Annotated in this window: 17 protein-coding genes; all 17 read left to right on the top strand. The window is 69.8% G+C overall.

The window, feature by feature from the left end:
- Positions 1-261: 261 nt before the first annotated feature.
- Positions 262-708 (top strand): division/cell wall cluster transcriptional repressor MraZ, encoded by a 447-nt coding sequence (locus B9N97_RS22175; protein ID WP_244560839.1) that lies wholly within the window; start codon positions 262-264, stop codon positions 706-708.
- On the top strand, positions 708-1682 hold the full coding sequence (gene rsmH, locus B9N97_RS22180) for a 16S rRNA (cytosine(1402)-N(4))-methyltransferase RsmH (protein WP_085089883.1): 975 nt from the start codon (positions 708-710) through the stop codon (positions 1680-1682). The genes B9N97_RS22175 and rsmH overlap by 1 nt, the downstream gene beginning before the upstream one ends.
- Entirely contained in the window at positions 1679-2467 is a 789-nt protein-coding gene (ftsL, locus tag B9N97_RS22185) for a cell division protein FtsL (RefSeq protein ID WP_085089884.1), read from the top strand. Before rsmH ends, ftsL begins: the two co-directional genes overlap by 4 nt.
- Positions 2464-4335 carry a peptidoglycan D,D-transpeptidase FtsI family protein gene (locus tag B9N97_RS22190; RefSeq protein WP_085089885.1) on the top strand — a complete coding sequence of 624 codons (1872 nt, stop codon included), beginning with the start codon at positions 2464-2466 and terminating at the stop codon, positions 4333-4335. The genes ftsL and B9N97_RS22190 overlap by 4 nt, the downstream gene beginning before the upstream one ends.
- Positions 4301-5776 carry a UDP-N-acetylmuramoyl-L-alanyl-D-glutamate--2,6-diaminopimelate ligase gene (locus B9N97_RS22195; protein ID WP_085089886.1) on the top strand — a complete coding sequence of 492 codons (1476 nt, stop codon included), beginning with the start codon at positions 4301-4303 and terminating at the stop codon, positions 5774-5776. Before B9N97_RS22190 ends, B9N97_RS22195 begins: the two co-directional genes overlap by 35 nt.
- Positions 5773-7272, top strand: coding sequence for a UDP-N-acetylmuramoylalanyl-D-glutamyl-2,6-diaminopimelate--D-alanyl-D-alanine ligase (locus B9N97_RS22200; protein WP_085089887.1), 1500 nt, complete (start codon positions 5773-5775; stop codon positions 7270-7272). Before B9N97_RS22195 ends, B9N97_RS22200 begins: the two co-directional genes overlap by 4 nt.
- Before the next feature lie 9 nt (positions 7273-7281).
- Positions 7282-8367, top strand: coding sequence for a phospho-N-acetylmuramoyl-pentapeptide-transferase (gene mraY, locus B9N97_RS22205; protein WP_085089888.1), 1086 nt, complete (start codon positions 7282-7284; stop codon positions 8365-8367).
- A 13-nt stretch (positions 8368-8380) separates the two neighbouring features.
- Positions 8381-9802 carry a UDP-N-acetylmuramoyl-L-alanine--D-glutamate ligase gene (murD, locus tag B9N97_RS22210; protein WP_085089889.1) on the top strand — a complete coding sequence of 474 codons (1422 nt, stop codon included), beginning with the start codon at positions 8381-8383 and terminating at the stop codon, positions 9800-9802.
- On the top strand, positions 9799-10920 hold the full coding sequence (locus B9N97_RS22215; RefSeq protein WP_085089890.1) for an FtsW/RodA/SpoVE family cell cycle protein: 1122 nt from the start codon (positions 9799-9801) through the stop codon (positions 10918-10920). The genes murD and B9N97_RS22215 overlap by 4 nt, the downstream gene beginning before the upstream one ends.
- Positions 10917-12185, top strand: coding sequence for an undecaprenyldiphospho-muramoylpentapeptide beta-N-acetylglucosaminyltransferase (murG, locus tag B9N97_RS22220; protein ID WP_085089891.1), 1269 nt, complete (start codon positions 10917-10919; stop codon positions 12183-12185). Before B9N97_RS22215 ends, murG begins: the two co-directional genes overlap by 4 nt.
- Positions 12182-12430 (top strand): hypothetical protein, encoded by a 249-nt coding sequence (locus B9N97_RS22225; protein ID WP_085089892.1) that lies wholly within the window; start codon positions 12182-12184, stop codon positions 12428-12430. Before murG ends, B9N97_RS22225 begins: the two co-directional genes overlap by 4 nt.
- A 7-nt stretch (positions 12431-12437) precedes the next feature.
- Entirely contained in the window at positions 12438-13856 is a 1419-nt protein-coding gene (murC, locus tag B9N97_RS22230; protein WP_085089893.1) for a UDP-N-acetylmuramate--L-alanine ligase, read from the top strand.
- A gap of 14 nt (positions 13857-13870) precedes the next feature.
- Positions 13871-14830, top strand: a complete 960-nt coding sequence (gene murB, locus B9N97_RS22235) for a UDP-N-acetylmuramate dehydrogenase (protein WP_244560840.1) — start codon at positions 13871-13873, stop codon at positions 14828-14830.
- On the top strand, positions 14827-15774 hold the full coding sequence (locus tag B9N97_RS22240) for a D-alanine--D-alanine ligase (RefSeq protein WP_085089895.1): 948 nt from the start codon (positions 14827-14829) through the stop codon (positions 15772-15774). Before murB ends, B9N97_RS22240 begins: the two co-directional genes overlap by 4 nt.
- Complete coding sequence (locus B9N97_RS22245; protein ID WP_085089896.1) at positions 15759-16721, top strand: cell division protein FtsQ/DivIB; 963 nt, start codon at positions 15759-15761, stop codon at positions 16719-16721. The genes B9N97_RS22240 and B9N97_RS22245 overlap by 16 nt, the downstream gene beginning before the upstream one ends.
- 85 nt (positions 16722-16806) lie before the next feature.
- Positions 16807-18081, top strand: a complete 1275-nt coding sequence (ftsA, locus tag B9N97_RS22250) for a cell division protein FtsA (RefSeq protein ID WP_085090711.1) — start codon at positions 16807-16809, stop codon at positions 18079-18081.
- A 122-nt stretch (positions 18082-18203) separates the two neighbouring features.
- A complete protein-coding gene (ftsZ, locus tag B9N97_RS22255; protein ID WP_085089897.1) occupies positions 18204-20150 on the top strand; it encodes a cell division protein FtsZ in 1947 nt (648 codons plus the stop codon).
- Positions 20151-20274 lie beyond the last annotated feature (124 nt).

Here is a 20274-nt window from a genome sequence, read left to right on the forward strand (position 1 = left end):
CAGCCTGACCCAAAAGTCTTGACACCCCCGTCTGAATACTCGGGGGGCCGTTGACGCCCATGCCGTCCCATGCTATCCCAAGAATGCCCATTTAAGGGGGGCTCCTACCCATTTTGGTTAACACCGGGGGCGGGGGCTGAATGGGCCAAGCGGGGCTAGCGCGGGGCACCCGACCGCGCATGGGGGATAGCAGGGGGGACCACCGGGCCTATGGCCGTTTTCCTGTCCACATACGTCAACAAAGTTGACAGGAAAGGGCGTGTGTCCATCCCGGCACAGTTCAGGCAGTCGCTTGCCAAGACGTCGGCTCCCAGCACCGTCTACCTCTGGCCTTCGCTGAACCACCAGGCGCTGGAAGGCGCCGACCAGGACTATCTCGACGTCCTCTCCGAGAGCCTCGAATCCCCTGACCTCGATGCCGACGAGCGCGACATGATCGAGACCTTCATCTTCGGAAAGCTGATCCCCGTCTCCTCCGACGCCGAAGGCCGCATCGTCCTGCCCAAGGAGCTGGCCGAGTTCGCCGGCATCACCGAGGAGGCCGCCTTCATCGGCCGCCGCAAGACCTTCCAGATTTGGGAACCCGACGCGCTGAAGGCCCACGAGGCTGCACTCCGCGAGCAGGTCGTGCGCAAGGACATCTCCCTCAGCCAGATCGTCGCCAAGGCCTCCCGCGGCGCCGCCGGCCGGAGCGGGGAGGGCGCCTGATGACCGACACCCGCATCCATATTCCCGTCCTGCTGGAGGAGGTGATCGCCGCGCTGTCCCCCCGCGACGGCGGTCTCTATGTCGACGGCACCTTCGGCGCCGGCGGCTACAGCCGCGCCCTGCTGCGGTCGGCCTCCTGCCGCGTCATCGGCATCGACCGCGACCCCGCGGCGATCGAGCGCGGCCGTGCGCTGGCCCAGGAATTCCCGGGACGACTCGAGGTGATCGAGGGCCGTTTCGGCGACATGGCTACGCTGCTGGCCGACCATGGCGTCGGCAAGGTCGACGGCGTGGCGCTCGACGTCGGCGTCTCCTCCCCGCAGATCGACGAGCCGGAGCGCGGCTTCTCCTTCCGTTTCGACGGCCCGCTCGACATGCGGATGGGACGGGATGGGCCGACCGCCGCCGACGTGGTCAACACCGCCGACGAGGCGGAGCTGGCCGACATCATCTATCAGTTGGGCGAGGAACGGATGGCGCGCCGCGTCGCCCGCGCCATCGTCGCCGCCCGCCGCGAGGCGCCGATCGAGCGCACGGCGCGGCTGGCCGACATCATCCGTTCGGTGGTGCCGAAGGGGAAGGGCGACGGGATCGACCCGGCCACCCGGACCTTCCAGGCCCTGCGCATCCATGTGAACGACGAATTGGGCGAGTTGCGGCGCGGCCTGTCCGCCGCCGAGTCGCTGCTGGCGCCCGGCGGGCGTCTGGCCGTCGTCTCCTTCCATTCGCTGGAGGACCGCGAGGTCAAGGCGTTCCTGCGGGAACGGTCTTCGCCGCCGCCCTCCCCGTCCCGCCATACGCCCGTGACCGCCGTCGCGGCGCATCATCCATCCTTCCGCCTGCTCTCCCGGAAACCCGTGGACCCGAGCGAGGCCGAAGCCCGCAACAACCCCCGCGCCCGGTCCGCCCGGCTGCGCGCGGCTGAACGTACCGAGGCGCCCGCGTTCCCGGCGCCCGGCAAGGAGGCAGCATGAAAGGCAAGACCTGGCTGTTCTGGGGCGGCCTGATCGCGGCCGCCGGTGGCGTGCTGTTCCAGACCAGCTACGACGTCCAGGATCTTGAGGAGAAGCTCGCCGGGCTGAACCGCAAGATCATCCAGGAGCAGGAGTCCATCCAGGTCCTGAAGGCCGAGTGGAGCTACCTGAACGACCCCACCAAGCTGGAACAGATGGCGCAGGCCTATCTGGCGCTGCAGCCGACCGAGCCGCGCCAGTACATGGCGATGGACATGATCCCGATGCGTCCGGGCGACGCCGTCCAGCCGCCTTCCCAGACCAACCCTGCCCCGCTGCCGCCGATGGTGCGCGCGCCCGGCACCGGCGCCCCGCAGGTCGCCGCCGCCCGCATCCCCGCCGCTCCCAACAACAGCGGCGGCGCCGGAATCGTTCCGGTCAGCCTGCCGGCCGGCGCGGCGCTGGCGAAGCCGCTGCCGATGGACAAGGCGCTGGAACGCGCGCCGGTCGTCGTGCCCGCCTCCCTGCCCTCCACCGGCGGTCTGGCCGACCCGTCGCGCGGCACCCGGATCAAGCCCTCCGCCCTGGTTCCCGGCTCCGCCCGCGCGCCGGCGGAGAAGGCACCCGACCGCGCCGCCGGCAAGCTGGCGCCCAACGCGCCGACCGCGCGCCCGACCGAACTGGCGGCCCGACCGACCCCGCCGGCACCGGCTCCAAAGGCGGCTCCCGCGGCCCAGCAGCCCTACCAGCCCAAGCCGACCGACAGCCTCGGGCTGCTCGTTGCGCGCCTGGGGGCCAATCGATGAACGGTCACGACCACGGCGGCCCGGCCGGCTACGGCCAGCCCGGCGCCAGCACCGGCAGCACCTATGTGCCGCCGCCGGCGCCCTCGCCCTTTCCGCCGTCGCCCCAGCAGCAGTCCGCCAAGCCGCGGACCTCTCTGGCGGTTGCGCTGGAACAGAGCCGCTACCGCCTGATGGTGACGGCTGCCGTGGTCACGACCGTCTTCACCGCGATCAGCGTCAAGCTGGCGATGGCCACCCTATTCGCCGGCGGCGGCGAGCCGCGCCAGCATGTGGCGCTGGAGGTGGACAACACCACCACCAACCGCGGCGACATCGTCGACCGCAACGGCAACCTACTGGCGACCTCGCTGGTCACCCAGTCGCTCTACGCCGACCCCAAGCTGGTGTCGCGCCCGGAAGAGGCCGCGCAGAAGCTGGTCAGCGTCCTGCCGGAACTCGACTACAAGGATGTCCTAAGCAAGCTGGTCGGCGACCGCCGCTTCGTCTGGCTGAAGCGCAACCTGACGCCGAAGCAGCAGGCCGCCGTCCATCGGCTCGGCATTCCGGGCATCGCCTTCGAACGGGAGGAGCGCCGCTTCTACCCCGCCGGCCCGCTGACCTCCCACGTCGTCGGCTTCACCGGCATCGACAACAACGGCCTTGCCGGCATGGAGCAGGGCTTCAACAAGCGGCTGACCGAGGATCCGGGAACACCGCTGCAGCTGTCCATCGACCTGCGGTTGCAGCATGTCCTGAAGAAGGAACTGGCCGCCACGGTGCAGGAGTTCAGCGCCATCGGCGCCGCCGGCATCGTCTTCGACGTGCGCAACGGCGAAGTGCTGGCGATGGTCTCGCTGCCGGATTTCGACCCGCAGGACCCGACCGGCCTGAACCCCGACACGCTGTTCAACCGGGCGACCCTCGGCGTGTACGAAATGGGCTCGACCTTCAAGATCTTCAACTCTGCGTTGGCATTCGACAGCGGCAAGATCCGGGTGTCGGACATGTTCGACGCGGCGCACCCGATCAAGATCGGCCGTTTCACCATCAACGACTACCACAACCTGCACCGCGCCCTGACGGTGGCGGAAGTGTTCCAGCACTCCTCCAACCTCGGCTCCGTGCGCATGGTGCAGCAGGTGGGCGTGGCGGCGCAGAAGGCCTTCATGACCAAGATGGGCTTCACCAAGCCCACCGGTCTGGAACTGCCGGAAAGCGGCTGGCCGCTGGTGCCCAATCCGTGGCGCGAGGTCAACAGCTACACCATCTCCTTCGGCCACGGCCTCTCGGTCAGCCCGATGCACACGGTGGCTGCGGCGGCCTCCGTCATCAACGGCGGCCTCTTCCACAAGCCGACGTTGCTGAAACGCAAGACGGCCGACGAGATCCCGACCGAGCAGGTGGTGTCCCGCTCGACCTCCGACATGATGCGGCGCATGTTCCGCTTCGTGGTCACCGAAGGCACCGGCAAGTCGGCGGAAGTCAAGGGCTATGTCGTCGGTGGAAAAACCGGCACCGCCGACAAGCAGAAGGGACGGCATTACCAGAAGAACTCGCGCATGTCGTCGTTCCTGGGCGCCTTCCCGATGAACGATCCGCGCTACATCGTCTATGTGCTGGTGGACGAGCCCAAGGCCACGGCCAAGACCTACGGCTACGCCACCGGCGGCTGGGTCGCCGCCCCGGCGGTGGGCCGCATCGTCAAGCAGATCGGTCCGCTGCTGAACGTGCCGATGGTGGACGAGAACGCGCCAGAAATCCTGAATTCCACCTACCTGAACGCCGCCGGTTCCACCAACTGGCAGCAGTCCCTGCCCCCCGTCACCGCCCCACCCCCGTCGAAGGGAAGCACCGTTGCGTCTTTCCCAACTCAGACCAAACCGCGCTGACATCACCGTCGGCGCCGCCGATCCCGACGTCGCCGGGCTGACCGCCGACAGCCGCGCGGTCAGGCCCGGCTTTGTCTTTGCCGCCCTGCCCGGCGTGAAGGCCGACGGCCGCGCCTTCATCGCCGACGCGCTCGCCAAGGGCGCCGTCGCGGTGCTGGCGCCCGAGGGCACCGAGTTGCCCGCCGGTTCCACCGCCGTCCTGTTGACCGATCCGCAGCCCCGCCTCGCCTTCGCGCGCATGGCCGCCGCCTTCCACGGCGGGCGCCAGCCGGAGACGGTGGTGGCGGTGACCGGCACCAACGGCAAGACCTCCACCGTCCAGTTCGCCGCCCAGATCTGGACGCGGCTCGGCCTGCCCGCCGGCAGCCTGGGCACGCTGGGCCTGCTCGGCCCCGGCCTGCACGGCTATGGCGGAATGACGACGCCCGACCCGGTGTCGCTGCACCGCGACCTCGCCGCCGCCAGGGATGCCGGCATCGACCATCTGGCGATGGAGGCGTCGAGCCACGGACTGGAGCAGTTCCGGCTGGACGGCGTGGCGATCAAGGCCGCCGGCTTCACCAACCTGACGCTGGACCATCTGGACTATCACGGCACGATGGAGGCGTATCGCGACGCCAAGGCGATGCTGTTCGACCGGGTCCTGCCGCCGGGCGCCGTCGCGGTGCTGAATGCCGACTCTCCGGAATTTCAACATTTTGCCACCATTTGTAACCACCGTGGACACCGCGTCCTGTCCTATGGTCTGGCCGGCACCGAGCTTCGGGTGACCGGGGTGGAGCCGCTGGCCCATGGCCAGCGCCTCGCCCTGTCCGTGCTCGGCCGCGACGTGACGGTGGACCTGCCGCTGGCGGGTCGCTTCCAGGCCTGGAACGTGCTCTGCGCGCTGGGTCTGGTCATCGGATCCGGCGGCGACGCCGGGCGGGCGCTGGACACGCTGTCCTCACTGGAAGGCGTGCCGGGCCGGCTGCAGCATGTCGCGACCCACCCCAACGGGGCGACGGTCTACGTCGATTACGCCCACACGCCCGACGCGCTGGAAACGGTGCTGCGGGCGCTGAAGCCGCATGCCGCGCGCCATCTGGTGACGGTGTTCGGCTGCGGCGGCGACCGCGACCGCAGCAAGCGGCCGGTGATGGGGGCGCTGGCGGCCAGACTGGCCGACCGCGCCATCGTCACCGACGACAACCCGCGCACCGAGGATCCCGCCTTCGTGCGGAGCCAGGTGCTGGCCGGCGCCACCGGGGAACTGGCCGGCAAGCTGGAGGAGATCGGCGACCGGGCCGAAGCGATCCGCACCGCGGTGCGGCAGCTTCAGCCCGGCGACGTGCTGGTCATCGCCGGCAAGGGCCATGAACAGGGACAAACGATCGGCACCGAGGTGCGTCCGTTCGACGATGCGGACGAGGCCCGGAAAGCCGTAGCGGAGGTTGGAGCATGAGTGCGGAAAAGACGGTCCTCTGGACTGCCGGGGACGCGGCGGCCGCCACCGGCGGGCGTCTGGCCGGCCCGTCCGCCTGGACCGCCACCGGCGTCACCATCGACAGCCGCAAGGTGGCGCCGGGCGACCTGTTCGTCGCCATCCGCGGACCGAATTTCGACGGGCACGCCTTCGTCGGCGCCGCCCTGGCCGCCGGGGCCGCCGCGGCGCTGGTCGACCATCTGCCCGATGGGCTGCCCGCCGACGCCCCGCTGCTGATTGCCCCGGCCGATACACTGGAGGCGATGGCGGCGCTGGGCAAGGTCGCGCGGGCCCGCTGCGGCGCGCGCTTCGTCGGCGTCACCGGCTCGGTCGGCAAGACCGGCACCAAGGAGACCCTGCGCCACGTCCTGTCGGCACAAGGCGCGACCTACGCCACCGAAGGAAGCCTGAACAACCATTGGGGCGTGCCGCTGTCGCTCGCCCGCCTGCCCGCCGACTGCGACTATGGCGTGTTCGAGCTGGGGATGAACCACGCCGGCGAACTCGGCCCCCTGTCCCGGCAGGTCAGGCCGCATGTCGCCATCATCACCACGGTCGAGGCGGCGCATCTGGAGTTCTTCTCCGGCGTCGAGGCCATCGCCGACGCCAAGGCCGAGATCTTCGAGGGGCTGGATGCGGACGGCGTCGCCGTGCTGAACCGCGACAACGGGCAATATGCCCGGCTGGCCGCCGCCGCGCGCCGCCACGGCCTGACCGACATCTGGAGCTTCGGCGCCCATGTGGAGGCCGACGCCCGGCTGGTCGACTGTTCGCTGCACGCGACCTGCAGCGCGGTGACCGCGGTCATCCGCGGCGAGCGGCTGCAATATTGCCTGTCGCTGCCGGGCAAGCATTGGGTGATGAACAGCCTCGCGGTGCTGCTGGCGGTGAAGGCGCTGGGCGCCGATGTCGCAGCATCCGCCCGTTCCCTGTCCAGCCTGCAGCCGGTCAAGGGGCGCGGCACCCGCAAGCGCATCCAGCTGCCGCAGGGCGCCTTCACCCTGATCGACGAGAGCTACAATGCCAGCCCGGCGGCCATGACGGCGACGCTGGAGGTGCTGGGCAAGATCGACCCCGGCGCCGGCGGCCGGCGCATCGCCGTGCTGGGCGACATGCGCGAGCTGGGCGACCGCGCCGACGCGCTGCACATCGCGCTGGCCGAGCCGCTGCGCGCCGCGCAGGTCGACACCGTCTATGCCTGCGGGCCGCACATGAAGGCGCTGTTCGACCGCCTGCCGGCGGCGATGCGCGGCGCCTGGACCGAGACCAGCGTGGAGCTGGCCCCCATCGTGACCGGGACCGTAAAGGGCGGCGACGTCATCATGGTCAAGGGATCGCTGGGCAGCCGCACAGGTCTGGTCGTCGATGCGCTCGCGGCACTCGACAGCGGGCGCGAAAGCGAGGACAAAGCCGCCTCCCGAACCACCAACCAGCCACTGGCGGCGGCGCAGTCCGCGCAGGCGCCGCGAGGCTGACGGACCCAAATGCTCTACAACCTCCTCTTCGGTCTGGCCGACGTCTTCACGCCGTTCAACCTGTTCCGGTATCTCACCTTCCGGACCGGCGGCGCCGTGCTGACGTCGCTGGTCATCAGCTTCGTGTTCTTTCCGCGCCTGATCGCCTGGCTGAAGCGCAAGCAGGGCGAAGGCCAGCCCATCCGCGCCGACGGCCCGGAGACCCATTTCAAGAAGAAGGGCACGCCCACCATGGGCGGCCTGATGATCCTGATCGCGATGACGGTCAGCACCCTGCTGTGGGCCGACCTGACCAACGCCTATATCTGGATCGTCCTGCTGGTGACCATCGGCTACGGCCTGATCGGTTTCGGCGACGACTACCTGAAGCTGACCAAGCGCAACACCAAGGGGCTGTCCGGCCGCTTCCGCCTGGGATGGGAGATCACCATCGGGCTGGTCGCCTCTGCGCTCATCATGTGGGTGTCGGCCCCGCCGCTGTCGGGCGGCGTCGCGGTGCCCTTCGTCAAGGATTTCCTGATCCAGCTGTCCTGGTTCTTCGTGCCCTTCGGCGCCTTCATCATGGTCGGCGCGTCGAACTCTGTGAACCTGACCGACGGGCTGGACGGGCTGGCCATCGTGCCGACGATGATCGCGGCCGGCTGCTTCGCGCTGATCTCCTACCTGTCGGGCAACGCGATCTTCGCCAACTACCTGCAGATCCACCATGTGCCGGGGTCCGGCGAGCTGACGATCTTCTGCGGCGCGCTGATCGGCGCCGGCATCGGCTTCCTCTGGTACAACGCCCCGCCGGCGATGGTCTTCATGGGCGACACCGGGTCGCTGTCGCTGGGCGGCGCGCTGGGCGCGGTCAGCGTGGTGACCAAGCACGAGATCGTTCTCGCCATCATCGGCGGCCTGTTCGTGCTGGAGACGGTGTCGGTGATCGTGCAGGTCGCCTCCTTCAAGCTGACCGGCAAGCGGGTGTTCCGCATGGCGCCGCTGCACCATCATTTCGAGAAAAAAGGCTGGGCCGAACCGACGGTGGTGATCCGCTTCTGGATCATCGCCTCGATCCTGGCGCTGGTCGGCCTGTCCACGCTGAAGCTGCGCTGAGGGGGGACCGGCGATGATCGACCTGTTCTATATGCAGGAGCTTCCCGTCGCGGTGATGGGGCTGGGCAAGTCCGGCCTCGCCACTGCCCGCGCGCTGCGCGACAGCGGGGCCGAGGTGCGGGTGTGGGACGACAACCCCGCCTCCCGCGCCGCGGCAGAGGCGGAGGGCTTCGCCGTCGTCGATCTCGCCACCGCCGACCTGTCGGACCTGACCACCATCGTCTGGTCGCCCGGCATCCCCCACACCTTCCCCAAGCCGCACCCGGTGGCAGAGCGCGCCCGCGCGCTGGGGATCGAGCTGATCTGCGACATCGAGCTGCTGGGCCGGGCCGAGCGCGACTGCGCCTTCATCGGCATCACCGGCACCAACGGCAAATCGACCACCACCACGCTGGTCGGCCACATCCTGGCCGCCGCCGGGCGCAAGGCCGCGGTGGGCGGCAACCTCGGCACGCCGGTGCTGACCTTCGACCCGATCGGAGCGGGCAACACCTGCGTGCTGGAGATGTCGAGCTACCAGCTGGAGCTGACCCACTCCATCACCTTCGACATCGCGGTCCTTCTGAACATCACGCCCGACCATCTCGCCCGCCATGGCGGGATGGAGGGCTATGTTGCCGCCAAGAAGCTGATCTTCCACCGCCAGACCTGGCCGCGCACTGCGGTGATCGGGGTGGACGACGAGCATTGCCGGACGATCCACGCCGACCTCGTCGCCGCCGGCGACCAGCGCATCTGGCCGATCTCGGCCCGGGGACCGGTCGCGGGCGGAGTCTATGCCGCCGACGGCTGGCTGGTCGACGACACCGACGGCGAGGCGGTGCGCGTGGCGGAGCTGTCGGCGCTGCCGACCCTGCTGGGCGCCCACAACTGGCAGAACGCCGCCGCCGCCTTCGCCACCTGCAAGGCCGCCGGCCTGCCGGTGCCGGCCATCGTCGCGGCGATGGCGACCTTCCCCGGCCTCGCCCACCGGCAGCAGCTGGTCGGTTCGCTGGAGGGCGTGCGCTTCGTCAACGACAGCAAGGCGACCAACGCCGACGCCACGGAAAAGGCGCTGGCAACCTTCGACCCGATCTACTGGATCCTCGGCGGACAGGCCAAGGACACCGGGCTGAACGGGCTGGAGGGCTATATGGGCCGCGTGCGCCACGCCTTCCTGATCGGCGAGGCGCAGGAACAATTCGCCGCATGGCTCGACGCGCAGGGCGTTGCCTATACACGCTGCGGGACGTTGGATGTCGCGACCGCGAAGGCGGCCGGGATGGCGCTGGCGGAGCGGCTGGAGGGATCTTGCGTGCTGCTGTCGCCGGCCTGCGCGTCCTGGGACCAGTTCGCCAACTTCGAGAAGCGCGGCGACGCCTTCGCGGCCTATGTCGCGGGCATCATCGAGGCGCATGAGAACACCGGGGACGGCACCAGCGGAGGCGTTGCATGATCACCTTCGACCGCACCGACCAATCGATCTTCGGCCGCTGGTGGTGGACCGTCGACCGCTGGCAGTTGGGCGCCGTCGCCCTGCTGATGTTCCTAGGCACCGTCCTGATCACCGCGGCCAGCCCGCCGGTGGCGGAGCGCATCGGCATCCAGGACACCTTCTATTTCGTCGAACGCCACGTGATGATGCTGATCCCGGCGATCATCATCATGATCGGCGTCTCGCTGCTGAGCCCGCGCGGCGTGCGGAGGGTGGCGCTGGGCGTGTTCCTGATCTCGGTGCTGCTGGTCTACGCCACCCTGGTGGTGGGTGTGGAGATCAAGGGCGCCCGCCGCTGGATCCATGTCCCCGGCCTGTCGATCCAGCCGTCGGAGTTCGTGAAGCCGGCCTTCGCCGTGGTCGCGGCCTGGCTGTTCTCGCTGTCGCGCACCAATCCGGGCTTCCCCGGCGCGCTGGTGTCGATGGTGCTGTACGGCGTCACCATGGTCGGCCTGATCCTGCAGCCCGACCTGGGCATGACCTTCGTGGTCTCCGCCGTCTGGTTCACCCAGTTCTTCCTGGCCGGGTTGAACCTCGTGCTGGTGATGGGTCTCGGCGGGCTGGGCATCGTCGGGCTGGTCGGCGCCTATTACACGCTGCCGCACGTCACCAGCCGCATCGACCGCTTCCTCGACCCGCATGCCGGCGACAATTACCAAGTCAACCGGTCGCTGGAGGCCTTCGCCAACGGCGGGCTGATGGGAACCGGTCCCGGCCAGGGCACGGTCAAGTTCTACCTGCCCGACAGCCACGCCGACTTCATCTTCGCCGTCGCCGGGGAAGAGCTGGGGCTGATCTTCTGCTTGGGCCTGGTGGTGCTGTTCGCCTTTGTCGTGCTGCGCGGGTTCGCCCGCATCTTCAACGACAACAACTACTTCGTCCTGCTCGCCGCCGCTGGTCTTCTGATCCAGTTCGGGCTTCAGGCGGCCATCAACATGGGTTCGTCCTTGCATCTTATGCCGACCAAGGGCATGACCCTCCCGTTCATCTCATATGGCGGCTCCTCGCTGCTCGCTCTCGGGTTCGGCATGGGCATGGTACTGGCTTTGACACGCAAACGCTTCGGCCCCCTGGAATGAGGAGGCCGACGGACTTGAGCGCGACGCCCCTCGACGCGAACGCCAACAAAGTGATCGTGCTGGCCGCCGGCGGCACCGGCGGACACATGTTCCCGGCCGAAGCCCTGGCGCGCGAGCTGCTGTCGCGCGGTCGCGCCGTGACGCTGGTCACCGATAAGCGCGGCCACGCCTTCGGCGAGAACCTGCCGGAGGTGCCGGTCCACCGCATCCGCGCCGCCTCGCCCGGCGCCGGCATCGTCGGCAAGCTGAAGGCCGCCCTGCAGATGGGCCTCGGCCTGCTGGAGGCGCGGGCGCTGATGCGCCGGCTCGATCCCGCCGCGGTCGTCGGCTTCGGCGGCTACCCGTCCGTCCCCACCGTCTATGCCGCCATCCAGTCTAAGCTGCCGGCCCTTCTGCACGAACAGAACGCCGTTCTGGGCCGCGCCAACCGGATGCTGGTCGCCGGGGCCAGCCGCATCGCCGTCGCCTTTTCCGACATCGAAAAGCTGGGCGAGGCGCAGCGCGCCAAGATGGTCCGCACCGGCAACCCGGTCCGTCCGGCGGTCGCCGCCCGCCGCCTCTCCCCCTACGAAGCGCCCGGCACCGCCGGCCCGATCCGCCTGCTGGTGATGGGCGGCAGCCAGGGTGCCCGCGTCTTTTCCGAGGTGATCCCGGCGGCGCTCGCCCTGCTGCCCGAGGAGATGCGCGCCCGCATCCATCTGGCGCAGCAGTGCCGCCCGGAAGATTTGGAAGCCGCCCGCGACGCGCTGGAACCGCTGGGCCTCGCCCGGCTGGAGCTGCAGACCTTCTTCCGCGACGTGCCGGAGCGGCTGGCCGCCTGCCACCTCGCCGTCACCCGTGCCGGTGCGTCCACCATCGCCGAGCTGACCTGCGTCGGCCGTCCGGCGATCTTGGTGCCCTATCCGCACGCCACCGACGACCACCAGACCGCCAACGCCCGCCATCTGGCGGAGGCCGGCGCCGCCTGGCTGGTGCCGCAGCCCTCCTTCACCGCCCGGGCCCTTGCCGAGCGGCTGTCCTCCCTGCTGGCCGACCCGCAGGCGCTCGCAGCAGCGGCGCGGGCCGCCCACGACTGGGGCACCGCCGACGCCGCCACCGCGCTAGCCGACGCCGTGCTGGCGATGCTGGACGGCGGCCCGGCCGCCCGCACCAATTCCTACAACGCCGATCCAAGCCTGCCCGACACAAACCTGACTGACCACGACCAATCCCACAACGCCCGGCGGTCCGCCGCCGGCGCCAGCGCCAAGGGGGCCGCGGAATGATCAAAGCCAGGACTCTGACCCGACCGACGCCCCGTCCGCTGCAGGACTGGCCGGCGGACATGACGCGGACCGAGGGCGGCTGGTACAACCGTCCCGGCTGCCCGCTGGTGCCGCGCTTCCTCGCCGAAGGCGGCTTCCTGCGGGATCGCCTGTCGATGATCCACGGATCGCAGCCCCTCCCCGACGACCTGTCCGATGAGGCGGTCGACGCCACCCTTCGCCTGATGCTTCGCCGCGGAAAGTAAGCCTGACATGCGCGCCCTCCCCCTCTCGATCGGCACCATCCACTTCGTCGGCATCGGCGGCATCGGCATGAGCGGCATCGCCGAGGTGCTGCGGAACCTGGGCTATACCGTCCAGGGCTCCGATCTTGCCGAGAACGCCAACGTCAAGCGCCTGCGCGAGCTGGGCATCAAGGTGTTCGTCGGCCATCGCGGCGAGAACATCGCCGGCGCCGCCGTGGTCGTCGTCTCCTCCGCCGTCAAGCGCGACAATCCGGAAGTGGTGGCCGCCCGCGCCGCCCTGGTGCCGGTGGTCCGCCGCGCCGAGATGCTGGGCGAGCTGATGCGCCTGAAATGGGCCATCGCCATCGGCGGCACCCATGGCAAGACCACGACCACCTCGATGGTCGGCCATATGCTGGAGCATGCCAACCTCGACCCGACCGTCATCAACGGCGGCATCATCAACGCCTACGGCTCCAACACCCGGCTCGGCACAGGCGACTGGATGGTGGTGGAGGCGGACGAGAGCGACGGCACCTTCGTGAAGCTGCCGGCTTGCATTGCGGTCGTCACCAACATGGATCCGGAGCATCTGGACTTCTACGGCACCTTCGACAACGCGCGGGCCGCCTTCGACAGCTTCGTCCAGAACATCCCCTTCTACGGCTTCGCCGCGCTCTGCATCGACCACCCCGAGGTGCAGGCGATGATCCCCCGCGTGTCGGATCGCCGCATCGTCACCTACGGCTTCTCGCCGCAGGCCGACATCCGCGCGGTCAACGTGGAACTGGGTCCGGACGGCGCCAAGTACGACGTGCTGATCTATGACCGCCACACCGGAGAGAGCCGCGCCATCGCCGGCGTGCGCCTGCCGATGTACGGGCCGCACAATGTCCAGAACTCGCTGGCCTGCTTCGCGGTCGGCAACGAGATGGGCCTGCCCGACGTGGTGATGCGCGACAGCATGGCCAAGTTCCAGGGCGTGAAGCGCCGCTTCACCAAGACCGGTGAGGCCAACGGCATCACCGTCATCGACGATTACGGCCACCACCCGGTGGAGATCGCCGCGGTGCTGAAGGCCGCGCGCACCGCTGGCACCGGCCGCACGATCGCCGTGGTCCAGCCGCATCGCTACTCCCGCCTCGCCGCCCTGTTCGAGGAGTTCTGCACCTGCTTCAACGACGCCGACGCCGTGATCGTCGCCGACGTCTATGCCGCCGGTGAGGCGCCGATCGAGGGCGTCAGCCGCGACAGCCTGGTGGAGGGCCTGCGCATGCATGGCCACCGCCATGTTGTGGCCCTGCAGAACCAGCAGGAACTGGCGCAGGTCGTGCGCGAGATGGCGCGGCCCGGCGACTTCGTCGTCTGCCTGGGCGCCGGCAACATCACCCAGTGGGCGAACGCCCTGCCGGGTGAGCTGTCCTCACTCTACGGCGCGACACGATGACGGCAGTACCCCGCATGAGCCCGGCTGAAGGCCACCTGCCCAACGGCCATCTGATGACACGGATGCCCGCGGTGCGCGGCCGGCTGTCCGCCGACGCCCCGCTGGCGCCGGTGACGTGGTTCCGCGTCGGCGGCCCGGCCGAGGTGATGTTCCGCCCGGCCGACGCCGACGACCTCGCCGACTTCCTGGCCGCCCTGCCGGCCGAGGTGCCGGTGACGGTGATCGGCGTCGCCTCCAACCTGCTGGTGCGGGACGGCGGCGTGCCGGGGGTCACCATCCGGCTCGGCCGCGGCTTCACCGACATTGTGGCCGACGGGATGACCCTGACCGCCGGTGCGGCGGCGCTCGACCTGAATGTCGCCATGGTCGCCCGTGACGCCGGGATCGCCGGGCTGGAGTTCCTCTCCGGCATCCCCGGCACCGTCGGCGGCGCGTTGCGCATGAACGGCGGCGCCTATGGCCGCGAGCTTGCCGACGTGCTGGTCTCCGCCAGCGCCGTGGCGCGCGACGGCCGGCGGCTGGAGTTCAGCCATGCCGGCATGGGCTTCACCTACCGCCACAGCGCGGCGCCGGAGGATTGCATCTTCACCGGCGCGGTCCTGCGCGGCGAGCCCGGCAACCCGCTGGAGATCGCGCGGCGCATGGCCGAGATCTCCGACAAGCGCGCCGACAGCCAGCCGGTCCGCTCCCGCACCGGCGGGTCGACCTTCAAGAATCCTGCCCCTCAAATATCTGGGGGCCATAAGGCCTGGGAACTGATCGACAAGGCCGGCTGCCGCGGCCTGTCCATCGGCGACGCGCAGGTGTCGGAAAAGCACTGCAACTTCCTGATCAACAACGGTACGGCCACCGCCGCCCAGCTGGAAGCGCTGGGCGAGGAGGTCCGCCGCCGCGTGTTCGAGACCAGCGGCGTCACGCTGGAGTGGGAAATCAAGCGCATCGGCGTTCCCGCCGCCGAAGGAGCCGCCCAATGACCGAAGCCCTGCTCCACGCCCACAAGAAGCATGTCGCCGTCCTGATGGGCGGCTGGTCGGCCGAGCGCGAGGTGTCGCTGGTCAGCGGGGCCGGCGTCGCCAAGGCGCTGGAGGAGGAAGGCTACCGCGTCACGGCCGTCGACGTGCAGCGTGACCTGGCCGGGCTGATGCATGCCCTGACCAACCCGCGGCCCGACGTGGTGTTCAACGCCCTGCACGGCCGCGGCGGCGAGGACGGGACGATCCAGGGCGTGCTGGAGTTCCTGGGCCTGCCCTACACCCACTCGGGCGTCCAGGCCGCCGCCATCGCCATGGACAAGGCGATGACGAAGCGGGTGCTGGACACCGTCGGCATCCGCTCCCCCAAAGGCATGGTTCTGTCCCGCGGGGAGATCACCGGCGGCGACCACCCCATGCCTGCGCCCTATATCGTCAAGCCTGTGGACGAAGGCTCGACCGTTGGCGTAACCCTGGTCCGCGAGGGGCAGAACAGCCCGGTCGGCGACGCGTGGATCTTCGGTGAGCGCGCGCTGGTCGAGGAGTTCATCCCCGGTCGCGAGCTGACCGTGGGCGTCATGGGTGACCGCGCTTTGGCGGTGACCGAGATCGTCTTTCAGGCTCAGGTCTACGACTACACCGCAAAATACAGCGCCGGCCACGCCGTCCACACCATCCCCGCCGCGGTCCCCGAGGCGGTGGCGGAGGAGGCGAAGCGGCTGGCGGTGCTTGCGCACCACACCCTGGGCTGCCGGGGCGTGTCGCGCAGCGACTTCCGCTGGGATGACAGCCGGCCGGGAACGGACGGTCTGTACTTCCTGGAGATCAACAACCAGCCGGGCATGACGCCCCTGTCGCTGGTGCCCGAACAGGCCGCGCATGTGGGGATCACCTACGGCGCGCTGGTCGGCTGGCTCGTGGAGAACGCCGCATGTCAGCTCGCCTGATGGCCGACCCGGATTTTCGCGCCGCCGCCGCCGGTGCGCGCGCCCGGGACGAGATGCCGACCCCGCCGCGCGCCATGGCCGCATCGGCGCAGAAAGGCAAGCGCCGCCGCGCCTGGCCGCGCTGGACCCGCTCCGCCGTCAAGGCGACGCTGCTGCTGGTGCCGGTGCTGGGCCTGACCGCCGCCGCCGGCTCCGCCTGGAATCGCGGCACCCTGGCCGACACGGTGGAGGCGGCGCAGGACAGCGTCATCCGGCTGACCGGCGACCTGGGCTTCCGCCTGTCGGAGATCCTGGTGGTCGGCCGCAGCGAGACGGAGCGCGACGCCGTGCTCGACGCGCTGGGCGTGCGCCGGGGCGAGCCGATCCTGTCGATCGATCTGGCCGACGCCAAGCAGCGGCTGGAGGAACTGCCCTGGGTGTCGTCGGCCTCCATCGAGCGGCGTCTGCCCGGATTTCTCTATGTCCAGCTGTCCGAACGCCAGCCGATGGCGATCTGGCAGCATGACCGCCAATTCACCGTCATCGACCGCGCCGGCCGTCCGCTGGCCGACGCGGCGGAGCTGGCCCGCCGCGGCAACCAGCGGATCGAGACCCTGCCCCAGGTGATCGGCGCCAACGCTCCGCAGCAGGTCCATACCCTGCTATCGGCGCTGGAAGCCGCGCCCACGGTCGCGCCGCTGCTGTCCTCGGCCAGCTGGATCAGCGACCGCCGCTGGAACCTGCAGCTCAGCAACGGCGTGACGGTAAAGCTGCCGGAAGGCACCACCGACATGCGCCGGGCGCTCCGCCAGTTGGAGCAGATGCAGACCGCCAGCCGTGTGCTCGACCGCGACATCGTCGCCATCGACCTGCGCCTGCCCGACAAGGCAGCGATTCAGACCTCCGCCACCGCCCAGCTTCCGGGCTGGGACGATGATGCGAAGAAGAAGAACGGCAAGAAATCATAAGGCCGGCCGGCGGCAAGCTCTTGTGGGGAAGCGCTTATCGCCGGCAGACATGAGTAGAGGGTAAGTCTTGGGGGGCATGTTCGGGATGGGATTCAACGGTGCCAAGAAGCCGAAGCGGCCGGCCCGTGGCGGGATCGTCACGGCGCTGGACGTCGGCTCGACGAAGGTGTGCTGCGTCATCGCGCGGATGGAGGAGCCCGGCTCCCTCCGCGTGATCGGCGTCGGCCACCAGATCGCCACGGGCATCCGCGCCGGGACCATCATCGACATGGAGGCGGCGGAGACCTCGATCGGCGCCGCCGTGCACGCGGCCGAACAGATGGCCGGTGAGACGGTGCACGACGTCGTCATCAACCTGTCGATGGGCAATCCCCGCTCCCACGCCTTCACCGCCACCGTCCCCGTTTCCGGCCAGGAGGTGACGGAGGGCGACATCCGCCGCGCCATGGCCCATGCCCGCACCCTGCAGGCCGGCCCCGATCAGGCGCTGATCCACACCATCCCGCTGAGCTTCACCCTGGACGGCATCCGCGGCATCCGCGATCCCAAAGGGATGAGCGGCCATACGCTGGGCACCCAGCTGCATGTGGTCACCGCGGCCAAGGGCGCCATTCTCACGCTGGGCGCCTGCGTCGGGCGCTGCCATCTGCACGTCGATTCCGTCGTGGTCAGCCCCTTCGCCTCCGGCCTCGCCTGTCTGGTGGAGGACGAGATGGAGATGGGCGCCGCCTGCGTCGACATCGGCGGCGGCGGCACCACCATCTCGATCTTCGCCGAGGGCAATCTGGTGTGGACCGGCTTCGTGCCCTTGGGCGGACGCCACGTGACCAACGACATCGCCCACGGCTTGGCCACGCCGCTGTCCCACGCCGAACGGCTGAAGGTGCTCTACGGCAGCGCCCGGGTGAATCCGGCCGACGAGCGCGAGATGATCGAGGTGCCGCAGATCGGCGAGGACGAGCGCAGCGGCAGCGGCACCGCCAGCCACCCGCGCTCCTTCCTGGTCAGCATCATCCAGGCCCGGATGGAAGAGATCTTCGAAGAGGTGCGCAGCGCCATCGAGCAGTCCGGCCATTCCAAACTGGTCGGCCGGCGCGTCGTGCTGACCGGCGGCGCCAGCCAGTTGCCGAACACGCGCGACATGGCGGCCCCCATCCTGGACAAGCAGGTTCGCATCGCCCGTCCCACCCGGATCGCCGGCCTCAACGAGGCGCATGGCGGGCCGGCCTTCTCGACGGTGGCGGGCCTTCTCCTACATGCCGTCCGCAACCCGACGGAGCTGATGGTGACCGGCCAAGAGGCGGTCGCGTCAACCGGGCTCCTCGGCCGCGTCGGCCTGTGGCTGCGGGAAAATCTGTAGATGACTCTCCCCGCCGCCATTCACCGATTCCCGATCGGACAGACACCGGACACAACCGGGCGCCGGTCGCGGCATATCAAACATCAAACCCAACGAAAACAGGTTGTGGAGGCCTGAATAGAATGATCAACGTGACCATCCCCCAGATCGAGCCCGAGCTGAAGCCGCGCATCACCGTGTTCGGCGTCGGCGGCGCCGGCGGCAACGCCGTCAACAACATGATCAAGTCGAACCTGGAAGGCGTGGACTTCGTCGTCGGCAACACCGACGCGCAGGCGCTGAAGGGTTCGCTGTGCGAGAAGCGCATCCAGCTGGGCACCGGCACCACCCGCGGCCTGGGCGCCGGCTCCAAGCCGGATGTCGGCCGTGCCTCGGCCGAGGAGCAGATCGACGAGATCGTCCAGTATCTCGAAGGCTCCAACATGGTGTTCATCACCGCCGGCATGGGCGGCGGCACCGGCACCGGTGCGGCACCGGTCATCGCGCGCGCGGCCCGCGAGCGCGGCATCCTGACCGTCGGCGTCGTCACCAAACCCTTCCATTTCGAGGGCGGTCACCGCATGCGGCTGGCGGAAGGCGGCATCGCCGAGCTTCAGCAGTATGTCGACACCCTCATCATCATCCCGAACCAGAACCTGTTCCGCATCGCCAACGAGAAGACGACCTTCGCGGACGCCTTCAAGATGGCCGACGACGTTCTGCATTCGGGCGTGCGCGGCGTCACCGACCTGATGGTGATGCCCGGCCTGATCAACCTGGATTTCGCCGACATCCGGTCCGTCATGACCGAGATGGGCAAGGCGATGATGGGCACCGGCGAGGCCGGCGGCGAGCGCCGCGCCATCGAGGCCGCCGAGGCCGCCATCTCCAACCCGCTGCTGGACGACGTGTCGATGAAGGGTGCCCGCGGCGTCCTCATCAACATCACCGGCGGCTACGACATGACCCTGTTCGAGGTCGACGAGGCCGCCAACCGCGTCCGTGACGAGGTCGATCCCGACGCCAACATCATCTTCGGCTCGACCTTCGACAGCTCGCTGGATGGCGTGATGCGCGTGTCGGTCGTCGCCACCGGCATCGACGCCGCGGCGATGAGCAACCCGCGCACCCTGCACCCGGTCAACCTGTCGCTGGTCCCCGGCGACCGCGCCAAGAAGCCGGCCGCTCCCGGCAACCTGACCGGCGCGCCGGCTCCGGCCGCGGCCCAGGCCTCCGCGATCCCCAGCGCCGCCGCCGGCCTGCGCACGCCGCAGCCGGTCACCGCCGGTGCCGCCGCCATCCAGCACGACCCGGCCCAGCAGCAGCCGGCCCACCCGCAGGCAGCCCAGCAGCATGCGGCCCAACAGCATGCGGAAGCGCCGAAGCCGTCGGCCGGACCGCTGCATGGCGAGAACCAGGGCGGCCACTTCTTCGCGCCCAAGCCGGCCGATGCCCCGCGCCAGCCGGTGACCGTCGGCGCCGCGCCGCTGTCGGCCCCGCAGCAGCCGGCTCCGCAGCAGCACGCCCCCCAGGCGCTGCAGATGCAGGGTCACCAGCAGCCGCAGCATCAGCCGCAGCAGCCTGCGATGGCCGCGCCGCAGCACCACCATGCCGCGCCGCAGGGTCATCAGCAGCACCCCGGCGGCCTGTCCGTCGGTCCGGCCCCGGCCCCCGCGCCGGAACCGGCGCCTGCCCGCAAGGGCAACTTCCTGTTCGGTCTGGTGACCGGCCTCGGCCGCAAGTCCGAGCCGGCGCACCCGCCGGCGCCCCAGCCCGCGCATCAGCCGGCCCCGCAGGCGTACCAGCCGCAGCAGGCTCCGCAGGCCTATCAGCCCGCGCCCCAGAGCTATCCGCAGCAGCAGCCGGCCTATCCGCAGCAGCCGCAGGCTCCCCACCAGGGCTACCCGGCGGGTCATCAGTACCCGGCGGCCCCGCAGCCGGCCTACCAGCCGCAGCAGAGCGCTCCGCAGCAGGCTCCGGGCTATCCGGCCGCTCCGCAGCCGCAGGCTCCGGCCCCGCGGGTGGATGCCAAGCCGGGCGAGCAGGAGGAATTGGACATTCCGGCGTTCCTGCGTCGTCAGGCCAACTGAGCGGACGGACCGACACGGACGTGAACCGACCTTGGCCGCCGGATCCTTTCCGGCGGCCGGCCGATCCCGGCGAAAGCCGGAGATAACCGCCGTCGCCGCAGCCTCCTAATCGCGGCGCCGGCGG

It is taken from the genome of Azospirillum oryzae (genome assembly GCF_900177515.1).
GTDB classification, from domain to species: Bacteria; Pseudomonadota; Alphaproteobacteria; order Azospirillales; family Azospirillaceae; genus Azospirillum; species Azospirillum oryzae_A.